Below are 12,718 nucleotides of genomic sequence, written 5' to 3'. Positions count from 1 at the left end.
AAAGCCAATAGAACCACCCTTCGTCCGCAAATTGTTACATCAATGCGCGAATCTCTGCCGGAAGGCGGATCGGCTTGCCATCCTTGTTGATGCACACGGCCGTGACCGAAGCGCGAAAAATCTCGGTTTCCCCCCGCCGAACCAGCTGCGCCATCGTCAGGCGCACGCCGGAAATCTCAGTCACTTCGGTTTCAACAATCAACTCGTCATCAAACTTGGCAGGCGAAAGGTAATCGGCCTCAACCCGCCGCACGACCCAAACAATACCTTCCTCACGCATTGCGTTCTGATCATTGCCCAGATTGCGCACCCAATCTGATCGGGCACGCTCAATGTACCGCAGGTAATTCGCGTGATAGACGACACCGCCCATGTCAGTGTCTTCATAGTAAACGCGAACCGGGTACACGTGTTTCATTGTGGCAGCTCCAGCCGGGCAAACAGCCTGAGCGCATGAGACGCATCCAGGGCCGCCCCGGGCAGGACCGGATCATAGGCGGCCCGGATCAATGCAGCAATGTCAGGGCGCAGGATCGTTGCCTCGCCTGCGACAGCCAGCGGTGATTGCGTGCGAAACGCAGTATCGGACCAAAGCAAGACAGTCTGCACCACCTGGCTAAGGGCAAGCGTTTCCGCCGGAACCTCGGACAACTCCTTATCCATTCGCAGAAATACAAAGGCTGCGCGAATTGTGCCGTCTTCCTCAAACCGGAATATGCGATACTGATTGGCATCCGCAGCCACCAGGCGTTCCACCAACGGCCCAAGGTCCGGGATCAGTCGATCAAGATCCGGCACTTCCAGCAATTCCTGCCAGTCCCGAAAAAAGAAGACCATGCAGTTGGCACCAAGTTCTGGATCGGTTTCTGCCATCTGATGCCCAGCCAAAGTGACAACGGCCTCAAACGCACCTTTCACCGTGGCTAGCGTCTCGTCTTCAACACCAAACACGATTGGCACAATCGGCCGCCCCCAGCGGGCAAACAGAAACTCACCGCTTTCGCGCGTGAACAGCGCCTCGATCTCTTCCGGTGTCACACCCAACCCTTCATCTTTTCAAAAATACTCTCGCCGAAGGCTTAGAATCTCTGCGCCCGGGCTTCAACCAAACAGATCGCTCTGCCGCTTAGGTGCAGCCATACCCAAATGGGTCCACGCCTTTTGCGCCAACATCCGTCCACGCGGGGTGCGTTGAATCAATCCCTGCTGCAACAGAAAGGGTTCGATAACTTCTTCCAGCGAGTCGCGGCTTTCAGACAAGGCCGCCGACATCGTCTCGATCCCAACGGGACCGCCACCATAGTTTTCAGCGATCAGCTTCAGATACCGACGGTCCGCGCCATCCAGTCCCAAATGATCCACGCCCAGCCGTGTCAAGGCTCCGTCCGCCAGTTCGCGCGTGATCCGCCCATCGCCTTCAACGATGGCAAAGTCCACAACCCGCCGCAGCAACCGCCCCGCAATCCGAGGGGTGCCACGAGACCTGCGCGCAATCTCTCGTGCGCCATCGTCATCTGCAGGCGCGCCCAGCTTCCGCGCGTTGCGCGTGACGATCTCATGCAATTCATCGACTGTGTAAAACTGCAATCGCGTCGGGATGCCGAAACGGTCGCGCAAAGGGGTTGTCAGCAAACCCATTCGCGTCGTGGCCCCCACCAGCGTGAACGGCTGCAACTCGATCCGCACGGTTCTCGCCGCAGGTCCTTCGCCGATCACCAGATCCAGCTCGAAATCCTCCATCGCGGGATACAGCACCTCTTCCACCGCCGGGTTCAAACGGTGGATTTCATCGATGAACAGCACATCGCGTGCTTCCAGATTGGTCAGGATCGCCGCCAGATCACCCGCCTTGGCCAGGACCGGGCCAGAGGTCATACGAAAGTTGACACCCAATTCACGCGCCATGATCTGCGCCAGAGTCGTCTTCCCCAATCCCGGCGGGCCATGGAACAAGGTATGATCCATCGCCTCGCCCCGTTGCTTGGCGGATTGAATAAAGATACGCAGGTTGGCCCGCGCCTCGGCCTGACCGATGAATTCGTTCAGCCCCTGTGGGCGCAAGGCGCGGTCGTTGTCCTCGGGCAGAGGGTCCGGGCGCAGGGTGGGATCAGCGTCTACCATTCACTTACCCTTTCGGAGCTAACAGTCTAAGCGCCGCGCGGATCAATTCGGCCTCGCCCGCTTCGGGCTGGCTTGCCGCTGCTTCAGCCACAGCCGCTGCTGCGTCGGAGGGACCATACCCAAGATTTGCCAAAGCCGACAACGCCCCGGCAGACGCCGCAGCAGCCCCCGATGGCGGTTTAGACGACCGCTTGGGCGCGGGCGCAGGTTCGGCCAATTCGACAACTTCAAGCGCTGGCCCATCCAGCGCCTCGGCAACCGTGCCGCCCATGGCCATGACACCCGGCGCCTTGTCTTTGAGGTCCAGCACAATCCTCTGCGCCGTTTTAGGCCCAACACCCTTGGCCGCTTTGACCGCACCCCAATCACCCAGGGCAATGGCGCGGCTTACACCATCCGGCCCCAAAGCGCTGAGGATGGCCAAAGACACCTTTGCGCCAACGCCCTGAACCGAGCACAAAAGGCGATGCCATTCCTTTTCGACCAAGGACAGAAATCCATAAAGCTGCATCAGATCTTCGCGCACGACCATGTCGGTATAGATCGAGACTGCCTCGCCCACGCCTGGCAACGCCGCCATGGTCCGGTCAGAACAATAGACGATATAGCCAACACCCCGAACATCGATCAGAACGTGATCTGCTGCGCGATAATCCAGCCGCCCTGTCAGTTTGCCAATCATGCCCGAACCTCTTTCACACCCGCCTGCTGCGTCTTTCCGTAATAAGCGTGACAGATCGCAATCGCCAGCGCATCAGCAGCATCGGCTCCTTTTGGCAGACAGCCCGGCAACTGTAGCTTGACCATGTGGAGCACCTGTTCTTTCTCGGCGTGACCCACACCCACGACGGTCTTCTTGACCCGATTGGGAGCGTATTCGCCAACTGGCAATCCAGCCTGCGCCAATGTCAGCAACGCAACGCCCCGCGCCTGACCCAGTTTGAGCGTCCCCGCCCCATCCTTGTTCACAAATGTTTGTTCGATCGCAGCCTGGTCCGGTTGATGATCGGCGATCACCTCAACAATCTGGTTGTGCAGCGACAGCAGACGCTCACCCAGATCATCCCCATCTGACTTGCACAATCCATTGGCAATATGGCTCAGACGGCTGCCATTTGATTCGATGACGCCCCACCCCAGGGTCCTAAGCCCCGGATCAATGCCCAGAATTCGCATGTTGTGCCTCGGCCTGCTCGGGTTTTGTGATCTTTTTTCAACGCCTAGCACGAAGCGTGAACATTTTCCAAGCGAATTGACCTGAAGTCTGAAAGCGACACCTGTATCTCAGTCGCGACCCCAAAGCAGATTTACGACGTCGAAAAGGTCTGAAAACGTCACCTTTGTTAACGCAAATTTACCAATAAATTAAGGGGGTTTCAGCATTTCAGAGCATTGCAAAAAATGCATAGGACACATGCAAAAACTGTACTTGTGCACACGAATTGGCAGCACTAGATGCCGCTCAGATCGCAAGATTGAAAATTGAACACAAACCAGAAGGAAACAGGATATGGCTGCACTGGACACTACCCGCATCGCCACCACTGGCTCGTTCGGCCTCGTTGGCCGTATCGGCGCATATTTCGTATCGGCCGTGAACGCCGCAATCGAATGGAATGACGCCCGCGTAACCCGCAACGCGCTGATCGTTCTGAGCGACCGCGAGCTGGAAGACATCGGCCTGTGCCGTGGCGACATTGACGCCATCGCCGAAGGCCGTCGGTGATCCCGACCACCACTTACACGCTCCTGGCTTTTTCGTCATGAGGGCAGAAAGAAACACCGCGCGCCCGGACGGCACGCGGTGTTTTTTTGATTAGAGCATAGAATTCAGAAGAGAAGCTTGTTCATTTGCTGGGACAGCGCCTGTGACACCGGATCGATCTGCATCACCCAAGCCCCTGCCTGTTCGACTTTGGTGCCTTCGCTCAGGCTGTCGATTCTGTATTGATATCCCGTCGGCCCAAGGTGAGACAAAAGAAACGCTTTGAACACAAAGAACGCAACAAGCGTGAATAGCAGGACCCGCACTGGCACGGCAGAACTGACCCGTTGCGGCTTCATGACCACCAGACCATCCTTGCGCATCGTTGCGCGATAGCCCCGGCTCATCTTCTGATGCTTCTTGTTCAGGCGATTAACGCGCTGATTGAACTCCAGTTGTTTACCCGTCATGGCAGCCTCCAAAAACCGCCCCCCTCGACTTTGATCAGAAAACGGTAATTAGAGATTGCGACAAAAGCGTGGCAAAATTCCACAAAACTCCTGCAAATGGCCTAATTCGCGCCCTGTTTGCTTAAAATTAGGGTCGTCCATTCACCAATCTCACCCCTGTGCGTAAGATTGAACTCGTTTTGAGAATAAACGGAAACCACATCATCTGCCTGCTCGTTAAGGATTCCCGACAATATCGCATACCCTCCGGGGCGCAGATTCGCGGAGATTTCAGGCGATAGCGCCACCAGCGGACCCTTCAGAATATTGGCAAAGATCAGATCATACGGGGCGTGTGCTTTGAGGTCAGGATGATCGAAGCCAGCGGCCTCGACGCATTTCACCGCACCTGACATACCGTTTGCCTTCAGGTTCGCCTCGGCCACGTCAACGGCGACTTCGTCGATATCGCTGGCGATGATGTCACCATCCCAGACCCGAGCGGCGGCCATGGCCAAAACAGCCGTACCACAGCCAATATCCGCCACTTTCGATGCAGTAAATCCTTCGTCCAACAAGCAATCCAGTGCTTTCAAGCAGCCCAATGTTGTGCCGTGATGCCCGGTGCCAAAGGCCATTGCAGCCTCGATCAGCAACGGAATGCGGCCTTCGGGCATCTTGTCGGCATCATGGCTGCCGTAGACAAAGAACCGACCTGCTTCGACGGGCGCAAGCTCGCGGCGCACATGTGCGACCCAGTCGGTTTCAGGCAGCTCAGACACGACAAAGGGCTTCGCCTCGAACGCAGCCGCAAGGACCGCCAGCGCGGTTTCGTCCGGGGCTTCAGTGAAATAACCGCCCACTTCCCACAGGCCCGAACCATCCTCGACCTCGAACACACCAACACCGGTGGGTTCCGGCTCCAAACGCTCCATGGCTTCGCCCAGACCTTCGGCGGCCTTCTTACCTGTCAGCGTAGTCAGCGCGGTGAATGTGGGCATCTGGGCCTCCTGTCTCAGTTGGCACAGCGCCTAGGACGCCGCGCCGAGAAGGTCAAGCCGCCCAGCCTATTCCGCAGGTGCCGGAGCGTATTTGGTCAGGGTTGTCTCATTGCCCGGTTCGGGATGGCGCGGGATCAACAGCGACAACAGAAGTGAAACAATCGCCATAGCCGCCGCCAAACCAAACACTGCGCCCGGCGAAACCACCCACAAAAGCCCCAGCAAAGCAGGCAGGAACACAGCGGCGATGTGGTTGATCGTGAAAGCCACGGCCGCTGTCGGAGCAATGTCCGCAGGGTCCGCGATTTTCTGAAAATAGGTTTTCAGCGCCAGCGCCAGTGCGAAGAGCACATGGTCGATCACATAAAGGATCGCCGCCAGCAGCACCCCCCAGCCGAACCAGTAGATACCGCCATAAGCCGCAAACACGATAGCCAGCCCGGCATATTCGAAGATCAGGGTCCGCCGCTCGCCAAACTTTGCCACAGCTTTCCCCAGCAAAGGCGCGGCCATCATGTTGATCATCAGGTTGATCAGGTAAAGGCTGGTCAGTTCATGCACTTTGAAACCGAACTTTTCGACCATCATGAACCCGGCAAACACAATAAAAATCTGCCGCCGTGCGCCGGCCATGAATTGTAACGCGTAGTAGAGCCAGTACCGGCGACGCAGGATCAGCTTTTTGGTCTGCGGTGTTGGGGCATCAAACTGAGGATAGGCGATCAGGCTGAACAGGGCCAACAAGACCGTCACGCCGCCTGCAGCCATGAAAACGAAGTTGTAGGACAGATCAAAGCGCTCCCAGGTCAGAACGATCAACCCGTAGACCACCGCCGTTGCTGCCGAGCCCATCGCAACCAGCCATCCCAGAATTTGCGGCGCGCGATCCTTGGGCAGCCATTGCAGCTGCAGCGACTGATTTACCGTTTCATAGTAGTGAAACCCGATCGAGCTGAACAGGGTCACAAACAACAACCCACCCAAGCTGGGGAACCAGGCTGTTACAGCGGTTGCCACCCCAAGCATCATCAGCGAAATCATCGCCAGAACCTGCTCGCGGATGAAAATGATGACGGCGATCACGCCAATCGCCAGAAAGCCCGGAATTTCACGTACCGTATGCAGCAGGCCAATATCGGCCCCATCAAAATTCGCCACCTCAATGACGAAATTGTTCAGCAAAGCACTCCACGCGTTAAACGCGATGGGCATGGTCATGGCCATCACAAACAAGAGCGTGACAGGACGACGCCAGAACGGAAGGCTCTGCGCCTCGTTGAGGGGCATGGGATTTAGCATATTGGTCCTCTACGCCCATTTCGTCGTCTTGGCGAGAGGGAAGCCGTTGGCGCACAGCCGCCCTGCGCTGATGCAGAGGTCAGTAAAAGCTCTGCGGGTCGATATCGACAGTCAGGCGGATGTCACCTTTCAGACGCAAAGGCGCGATCCAGCGGGCAATCGCGTCCTGAATAGGGGCCCCTTTTGGGGCTTTGACCAGAAGGCGCACACGGTGCCGTCCGCGAATACGCGCAATCGGCGCTGGTGCAGGGCCAAAAACTTGCCCCCCCACATCGCGCACAGGGGTATCATTGCGGGCCATCGCGTTGCCGATATCGAAGACCGGGCCGACCTCCGGCCCCGACAACACAATTCCGGCCATGCGCCCATAAGGGGGAACCCCCGCCGCCTGCCGCCCAGCGGCTTCGGCTTTCCAGAAACCTTCCTCATCACCGGACAGGATCGCCCGGATCACGGGGTGTTCTGGTTGGAACGTCTGCAACAACGCCTGCCCCGGCTTATCCGCCCTGCCAGCACGCCCGGCAACCTGCCGCATCAATTGAAACGTTCGTTCTGCTGCGCGCAGATCGGCACCGTGCAGTGACAGGTCCGCATCAATAACGCCGACCAAGGTGAGTTTGGGGAAGTTATGCCCCTTGGCGACCAACTGAGTGCCGATGATGATGTCCGCATCTCCTGCGGCAATCTCTTCGATCTTGGCTTTCAGCGCACGGGCCGAGCCGAAAAGATCGGAACTCAGCATCGCAATCTTGGCATCCGGAAAGGTCGCTTCGGCCTCTTCTGCCAGCCGCTCGATCCCCGGCCCAACCGGGGCCAGTTTGCCTTCTACGCCGCAGGACGGACAGATTTCGGGCATCGGCTTGGTCTCACCGCATTGGTGGCACATCAGGCGTTTCAGAAACCGATGTTCAACCATGCGCGCGTCACAATAGTCGCAGGCGATCTGTTCACCGCAAGCCCGGCACAGAGTTACCGGCGCATATCCACGACGGTTTATAAACAGCAGCGATTGTTCACCCTTTTCAACCCGCTGCCGCACCGCCTGCCGCAGGGACGGAGAAATCCATGTTCCGGGCTGCATCTGCTCAGCGCGCATATCAATGGGCTTCATCTCAGGCAGAACCGCCGCGCCGAAGCGCGAAGTCAGGTCGATCCGGTCATACTTTCCTGCTTCAGCGTTTGCCCAGCTTTCCAGCGACGGCGTCGCACTGGCCAGAATCACCCGCGCGCCGCAAATGGCCGAACGCAAAACTGCCATATCCCGCGCGCTGTAGTGCACGCCGTCTTCCTGTTTGTAAGAGGTGTCGTGTTCCTCATCGACCACCACAAGCCCCAAATCGCGGAACGGCAAAAACAATGCAGATCGTGCACCTACAACCAGCTGTGCATCCCCCTGCCCAACCATCCGCCAGACCCGGCGGCGTTCCGTCATTGTCGCGCCCGAGTGCCATTCGGCCGGTCGCGCACCGAACCGCGCCTCGACACGGGTCAGGAATTCAGCGGTCAGCGCAATTTCCGGCAGCAAGACCAAAGCCTGGCGTCCCATCCGCAAGGCTTCGGCGACGGCTTCCAGATACACTTCGGTCTTGCCCGAACCCGTGACACCTTTCAGGAGTGTTGTGCCATAGTCGCCTGTCTGCTGCCCGGCCCGCAATCGCGCCACAGCCGCCGCCTGATCTTCGGTCAGGTCTTTACCCGGCAGGTTCGGATCAAGATGCGGGTACGGCAGATCGCGCGGGCTGTCCTCTTCCCGGACAGCACCTTGTTTGACCAACCCTTTGACAACAGAGGAGGTTACACCTGCCTGCTCGGCCAGTTCCTTCAATGTAAAGGCGAGGCCACCATAGTCTCGCAAAACCTCCAGCACACGGGATCGCGCATCGGTCATCCTGTCCGGTTCGCCACTGCCAAGGCGATACACTTTGCGCATTGACGGAGGGTCCCCCAGCCCCGGCGCACGGGTTGCCAAACGCAGCATCGCTGGCATCGGTGTCAGCGTGTAGTCGGCGACCTTGCCCAGAAACACCTGCATCTCTTCGCGCATCGGTGCAACCTCAAGTACCCGGATCACGGACCGAGCCTTGCTCAGATCAAACCCGCCCTGCCCAGGGCCCCAGACCACGCCAAGAACCTTGCGTGGCCCCAAAGGCACTTCGACAAACGCACCTAGAAAACACCCGCCTTCGGGCGCTTTGTAATCCAACGTCCGGTCCAGCGGCTGCGTTGTCAGCACCGCAATCAGCTCTCCTTGGTCGAAAAATCCGTTAGCGCTCACAGCATATCCTTAGCAGGGGGTTCCAGCATGGCTCACTTTGAGGTAAAGCCATCCGCGACCAAGGCCAACCCATCAAAGGACTGCCCTCATGAAATTCTTCGTAGACACCGCCGAGATCGACGCCATCGCCGAACTGAACGATCTTGGCATGGTGGACGGCGTAACCACCAACCCTTCGCTGATCCTAAAGTCGGGTCGCGACATTCTGGAAGTAACCAAAGAGATCTGTGATCTGGTCGACGGTCCGGTTTCGGCCGAGGTTGTCGCCACCGAAGCTGAGGACATGATCGCCGAAGGCCGCAAGCTGGCCAAGATCGCGCCGAACATCGCAGTGAAAGTGCCGCTGACATGGGCGGGCCTGAAAACCTGCAAAACGCTCAGCGACGAAGGTCAGATGGTCAACGTGACGCTTTGTTTCTCGACCAATCAGGCCATCCTTGCTGCCAAAGCAGGTGCAACTTTCATCTCGCCTTTCATTGGTCGCCTCGACGACATCAACCTCGACGGCATGGATCTGATTGCCGACATCCGCCAAGTCTATGACAATTACGGGTTCGAGACTGAAATCCTGGCCGCCTCGATCCGCACCGTGAACCATGTGACCGACAGCGCCCGCATTGGTGCTGATGTCATCACTGCTCCGCCAGCCGTGATCAAAAAGCTCGCTGACCACCCGTTGACCGACAAAGGTCTGGAAACCTTCCTGGCCGATTGGGCCAAGACAGGTCAGAAAATCCTCTGACCTTTTGCAAGACCGCGCGGTGCTTTCAGGCACCGCGCCCGGCCCAACGACCCTTTGCTTGATCTGTGATCAGGCATGTCGGGCGAGAGCCCCTTCGCCACAGCACTCAAGGAAATCCACCTTTGCGTGCATTTTTCCCAAGGCAAAACCGGTCTGGCATGTTATAAGCCGCTCAACAAAAAAAGACCGGACGGGACATGAGCAGCAACCCCAAACTCGAGGATAACCTCCGCGCGGCGATTCTGGCCGAGCCTGACGTCGTGTTGGATGACAAGGATCTGATGCAGGCGCTGGTCAGTGCCAATGAACGCGCACGCGGCGACAATGTAATCGATTTGCGCGGCATCGCCATGCAACGGCTCGAAGCGCGGCTGGACCGGTTGGAAGACACCCATCGGTCTGTGATAGCAGCAGCCTACGAGAATCTGGCGGGCACAAACCAAGTGCATCGCGCAATTCTGCGTCTGTTGGAGCCGGTCGAATTCGAAGATTTCCTGCGCGCGCTTGGCGCGGACGTTGCCGATATTTTGCGTGTTGATCACATCACTTTGGTTCTGGAAACAACCGTGGTTCAGGACGATCCAGCAGTTGATACGTTGGGGGGCGTTCTAACCATTGCCGAACCCGGCTTTATCGACCAGTACCTGACCATTGATCGCGGCGGACCGGCCCGCGACGTCACACTGCGCGAGGTGCATCATCCCAACCGCCGCATTTTTGGCGCGCTTGCAGATCAATTGCGGTCCGAAGCCTGCCTGAAGCTTGACCTCGGCCCCGGTCGTTTGCCGGGAATGATTGTCATGGGTGCGCGGGATCCGCGGCATTTCACGCCGCAGCTTGGCACCGACCTTTTAAGCTTTTTTGCTGGCGTGTTCGAACGCTCGATGCGCCACTGGCTGTCGTGAGCCTGATCTCACCCGCCTGCCGCGATGCGCTGCAGCATTGGCTGGACAGCTTAGGTGCGCTGGCGGGTAGATCGCAGAACACGCAAACCGCCTATCGCGGGGATGTGACGGATTTTCTGTCCTTTATGACGCTGCACCACGCTGAACGGCAGGGGTTGAAAGCGCTGGAACGGATCACTGTGTCAGATATGCGTGCCTGGATGGCGGACCAACGCAGTGCAGACGTAAGCGCACGATCACTGGCGCGCAAACTCTCAGCCGTCAAAAGCTTTTACCGCTGGCTGGCCGAACGTGAAGGCTTTGAACCCACTGCTGTCTTGTCCACACGCGCACCAAAATTCACCAAGAAACTGCCCCGCCCCCTGGCCGAAGACGCCGCCCGCGCCATGATCGACACGGTCGAGTTGCAATCCAGTTCGGATTGGGTCGCCGCGCGGGATGTGGCCGTGGTCACGTTGCTCTATGGGTGCGGACTGCGCATATCCGAGGCGCTGTCATTGACTGGTGCAGACGTACCTTTACCCGCCACCTTGCGCATCGTTGGCAAGGGCGACAAAGAGAGGGTCGTACCGGTTCTTCCTGCTGCCCGTGAAGCCGTCGACCGGTACGTGCAACTCTGCCCTCACCCGAAGGCACAGGGCGCACCATTGTTCCGCGGTGTCCGCGGCGGGGCGTTGAATCCACGTGCGATACAGGGCGTTATGGCCAAAGCGCGGATGCAACTGGGCCTGCCTGCAACCGCAACACCCCACGCCATGCGGCACAGTTTCGCCACGCACCTTCTGTCGGCCGGAGGCGACTTGCGCGCCATTCAGGAGCTCCTGGGACATGCGTCGCTTTCAACCACCCAAGCCTATACTGCCGTGGACACGGCGCGGTTGATGGAGGTCTACAACCGTGCGCACCCCAAGGCCTGACACACACATCCATCAAAATCGCACGGCTTTTGGTTTGCATCTCAGGCGTGCATCAGTCATGACGCGTGCATGACACTCAGATTCAAAGCTCTTTCCGTCCATCTCTTCACTGCTACCGGCGCTGTTTTTGCCATGCTCGCCATGCTGGCCGCCGTCGAAGAGAAATGGAGCCTGATGTATCTTTGGCTGGTTGTTTCTTTTGTCGTGGACGGAATCGATGGCCCTCTGGCGCGTCATTACCACGTCAAAAAGAACGCCCCGGAATTTGATGGTGTTCTGCTGGATCTGATCATCGATTACCTGACCTATGTGTTCATACCGGCCTTTGCCCTGTTCAAGTCCGGGCTGATGGACGGCTGGACGGGATGGTTTGCGATCATCGTCATAACTTTTGCCAGCGCGATGTATTTTGCGGACACCCGGATGAAGACCAAGGACAATTCCTTTTCCGGTTTTCCGGGATGCTGGAACATGTTCGTTATCGTGATCTTCGCGCTCGAACCGAATTTCTGGATTATTCTGCTGCTGGTCACACTGCTGTCGCTGGCGATGTTCCTGCCGCTCAAGTTTGTCCATCCCGTACGTACCGAGCGTTGGCGCAGCCTGACCCTGCCTATGGCTCTGGCATGGACGTTCTTTGCCGGTTGGGCGGCCTGGGTCGATTTTCACCCTGAAAGCTGGGCGCATTGGGGGCTGGTGATCACCAGCCTATACCTGACATTTGCAGGCATCGCGCAGCAAATCATACCGCAGCGCCGCGCCTGACGCAGCGCTGCCGACAGTCGAGCTACATGACGTCCTGCACCTCGAACTCGGTGCCGTTATGGGTAAAGACATCACCCTCTTGCAGGCCCACCATGGCCAAGTAAATCGGGCTTTGTGTTGAAATGCCCATATACGTTTTTCCATCCACCTCGAACCGGGTGGTCGAGACGCAAACGACAAATCTGCGATTGTTGAATTTGATCACTGCGCCGGGTTGAACTGTGTCAGTCAGACCGAAATCGGTGTTTTCAATCACGTCGATCTTGGCGTGGTGTGCATGCACAGGGGCGTCAAACGCAGCCGCCAAGTCAGCGTTTTCGCGTGAGGCGGCAAGGTCATCCTTGTCGTGACCTTCCCGATCATCCAGTTGAGCGTCCTTCAAAAACGCATCGTAATGCGCCTGCGCCGTTGCAAGCTCTTGCGCTTCAAGTGACATCAACCTGTCAATAATGGCCTTCTTTCGGGCGGCGCGATCTTGATCCGTGGTCATGCAATGCGGTCCTTCAAATTCAACAACATATATATGGTGTGCCCGCCGC

The 12,718-nt window shown here is 57.9% G+C and carries 15 protein-coding genes; 5 read left to right on the top strand and 10 right to left on the bottom strand.

The features are described 5' to 3' along the window. Positions 1-34: 34 nt before the first annotated feature. The 5 genes from ybgC to ruvC all read right to left on the bottom strand — a co-directional run bounded on the left by ybgC (position 35) and on the right by ruvC (position 3,297). Entirely contained in the window at positions 35-418 is a 384-nt protein-coding gene (ybgC, locus tag GS646_RS04185) for a tol-pal system-associated acyl-CoA thioesterase (RefSeq protein ID WP_171094210.1), read from the bottom strand. Continuing rightward, positions 415-1,038 (bottom strand): hypothetical protein, encoded by a 624-nt coding sequence (locus GS646_RS04180; RefSeq protein WP_171186919.1) that lies wholly within the window; start codon positions 1,036-1,038, stop codon positions 415-417. Before GS646_RS04180 ends, ybgC begins: the two co-directional genes overlap by 4 nt. 63 nt (positions 1,039-1,101) lie before the next feature. Next, a complete protein-coding gene (ruvB, locus tag GS646_RS04175) occupies positions 1,102-2,121 on the bottom strand; it encodes a Holliday junction branch migration DNA helicase RuvB (protein ID WP_171094214.1) in 1,020 nt (339 codons plus the stop codon). A 4-nt stretch (positions 2,122-2,125) separates the two neighbouring features. Further along, positions 2,126-2,803, bottom strand: a complete 678-nt coding sequence (ruvA, locus tag GS646_RS04170; RefSeq protein WP_171094216.1) for a Holliday junction branch migration protein RuvA — start codon at positions 2,801-2,803, stop codon at positions 2,126-2,128. Further along, positions 2,800-3,297 (bottom strand): crossover junction endodeoxyribonuclease RuvC, encoded by a 498-nt coding sequence (ruvC, locus tag GS646_RS04165; protein WP_171186921.1) that lies wholly within the window; start codon positions 3,295-3,297, stop codon positions 2,800-2,802. The genes ruvA and ruvC overlap by 4 nt, the downstream gene beginning before the upstream one ends. 334 nt (positions 3,298-3,631) lie before the next feature. Here ruvC and GS646_RS04160 point away from each other — a divergent pair, with 334 nt between their 5' ends. Then, positions 3,632-3,847: a DUF1127 domain-containing protein gene (locus tag GS646_RS04160; protein ID WP_171186923.1), complete on the top strand. Its 216-nt coding sequence runs from the start codon at positions 3,632-3,634 to the stop codon at positions 3,845-3,847. Between the two features lie 104 nt (positions 3,848-3,951). Here GS646_RS04160 and GS646_RS04155 read toward each other — a convergent pair whose 3' ends face one another. The 4 genes from GS646_RS04155 to GS646_RS04140 all read right to left on the bottom strand — a co-directional run bounded on the left by GS646_RS04155 (position 3,952) and on the right by GS646_RS04140 (position 8,850). Further along, positions 3,952-4,296 (bottom strand): hypothetical protein, encoded by a 345-nt coding sequence (locus GS646_RS04155; RefSeq protein ID WP_171186925.1) that lies wholly within the window; start codon positions 4,294-4,296, stop codon positions 3,952-3,954. Positions 4,297-4,397: 101 nt separating this feature from the next. Continuing rightward, the gene (locus GS646_RS04150; protein ID WP_171186927.1) at positions 4,398-5,276 is read right to left on the bottom strand and encodes a 50S ribosomal protein L11 methyltransferase; all 879 of its coding nucleotides are present in this window, start codon (positions 5,274-5,276) and stop codon (positions 4,398-4,400) included. 66 nt (positions 5,277-5,342) lie between these two features. Then, the gene (locus GS646_RS04145) at positions 5,343-6,575 is read right to left on the bottom strand and encodes an MFS transporter (RefSeq protein ID WP_171186929.1); all 1,233 of its coding nucleotides are present in this window, start codon (positions 6,573-6,575) and stop codon (positions 5,343-5,345) included. Positions 6,576-6,654: 79 nt separating this feature from the next. Beyond that, positions 6,655-8,850 (bottom strand): primosomal protein N', encoded by a 2,196-nt coding sequence (locus tag GS646_RS04140; RefSeq protein ID WP_171186931.1) that lies wholly within the window; start codon positions 8,848-8,850, stop codon positions 6,655-6,657. An 88-nt stretch (positions 8,851-8,938) separates the two neighbouring features. Here GS646_RS04140 and fsa point away from each other — a divergent pair, with 88 nt between their 5' ends. From fsa to GS646_RS04120, 4 genes are all read left to right on the top strand, one after another. After that, a complete protein-coding gene (fsa, locus tag GS646_RS04135) occupies positions 8,939-9,592 on the top strand; it encodes a fructose-6-phosphate aldolase (protein ID WP_170520531.1) in 654 nt (217 codons plus the stop codon). Positions 9,593-9,789: 197 nt separating this feature from the next. After that, positions 9,790-10,497 carry a DUF484 family protein gene (locus GS646_RS04130; protein ID WP_171186932.1) on the top strand — a complete coding sequence of 236 codons (708 nt, stop codon included), beginning with the start codon at positions 9,790-9,792 and terminating at the stop codon, positions 10,495-10,497. Beyond that, the gene (locus GS646_RS04125; RefSeq protein WP_171186934.1) at positions 10,494-11,414 is read left to right on the top strand and encodes a tyrosine recombinase XerC; all 921 of its coding nucleotides are present in this window, start codon (positions 10,494-10,496) and stop codon (positions 11,412-11,414) included. The genes GS646_RS04130 and GS646_RS04125 overlap by 4 nt, the downstream gene beginning before the upstream one ends. A gap of 69 nt (positions 11,415-11,483) precedes the next feature. Continuing rightward, positions 11,484-12,179, top strand: a complete 696-nt coding sequence (locus GS646_RS04120) for a phosphatidylcholine/phosphatidylserine synthase (protein WP_171094233.1) — start codon at positions 11,484-11,486, stop codon at positions 12,177-12,179. Between the two features lie 22 nt (positions 12,180-12,201). On the opposite strand, the gene GS646_RS04115 is transcribed toward GS646_RS04120, so the two are convergent. After that, positions 12,202-12,669 carry a hypothetical protein gene (locus tag GS646_RS04115; RefSeq protein ID WP_171094234.1) on the bottom strand — a complete coding sequence of 156 codons (468 nt, stop codon included), beginning with the start codon at positions 12,667-12,669 and terminating at the stop codon, positions 12,202-12,204. Positions 12,670-12,718 lie beyond the last annotated feature (49 nt).

Source organism: Ruegeria sp. HKCCD4315, from assembly GCF_013112245.1.
Classification (GTDB): domain Bacteria; phylum Pseudomonadota; class Alphaproteobacteria; order Rhodobacterales; family Rhodobacteraceae; genus Ruegeria.
The sequence above is the reverse complement of the archived record's forward strand: the minus strand, read 5'-3'. Positions and strand labels throughout refer to the sequence as shown.

Bases quoted from the DNA above. Each gene is read 5' to 3' on its own strand.
- ybgC (WP_171094210.1), bottom strand. From the start codon at position 418: ATGAAACACGTGTACCCGGTTCGCGTTTACTATGAAGACACTGACATG.
- ruvB (WP_171094214.1), bottom strand. From the start codon at position 2,121: ATGGTAGACGCTGATCCCACCCTGCGCCCGGACCCTCTGCCCGAGGAC.
- ruvA (WP_171094216.1), bottom strand. From the start codon at position 2,803: ATGATTGGCAAACTGACAGGGCGGCTGGATTATCGCGCAGCAGATCAC.
- ruvC (WP_171186921.1), bottom strand. From the start codon at position 3,297: ATGCGAATTCTGGGCATTGATCCGGGGCTTAGGACCCTGGGGTGGGGC.
- GS646_RS04160 (WP_171186923.1), top strand. From the start codon at position 3,632: ATGGCTGCACTGGACACTACCCGCATCGCCACCACTGGCTCGTTCGGC.
- GS646_RS04155 (WP_171186925.1), bottom strand. From the start codon at position 4,296: ATGACGGGTAAACAACTGGAGTTCAATCAGCGCGTTAATCGCCTGAAC.
- GS646_RS04150 (WP_171186927.1), bottom strand. From the start codon at position 5,276: ATGCCCACATTCACCGCGCTGACTACGCTGACAGGTAAGAAGGCCGCC.
- GS646_RS04145 (WP_171186929.1), bottom strand. From the start codon at position 6,575: ATGCTAAATCCCATGCCCCTCAACGAGGCGCAGAGCCTTCCGTTCTGG.
- fsa (WP_170520531.1), top strand. From the start codon at position 8,939: ATGAAATTCTTCGTAGACACCGCCGAGATCGACGCCATCGCCGAACTG.
- GS646_RS04130 (WP_171186932.1), top strand. From the start codon at position 9,790: ATGAGCAGCAACCCCAAACTCGAGGATAACCTCCGCGCGGCGATTCTG.
- GS646_RS04120 (WP_171094233.1), top strand. From the start codon at position 11,484: ATGACACTCAGATTCAAAGCTCTTTCCGTCCATCTCTTCACTGCTACC.
- GS646_RS04115 (WP_171094234.1), bottom strand. From the start codon at position 12,669: ATGACCACGGATCAAGATCGCGCCGCCCGAAAGAAGGCCATTATTGAC.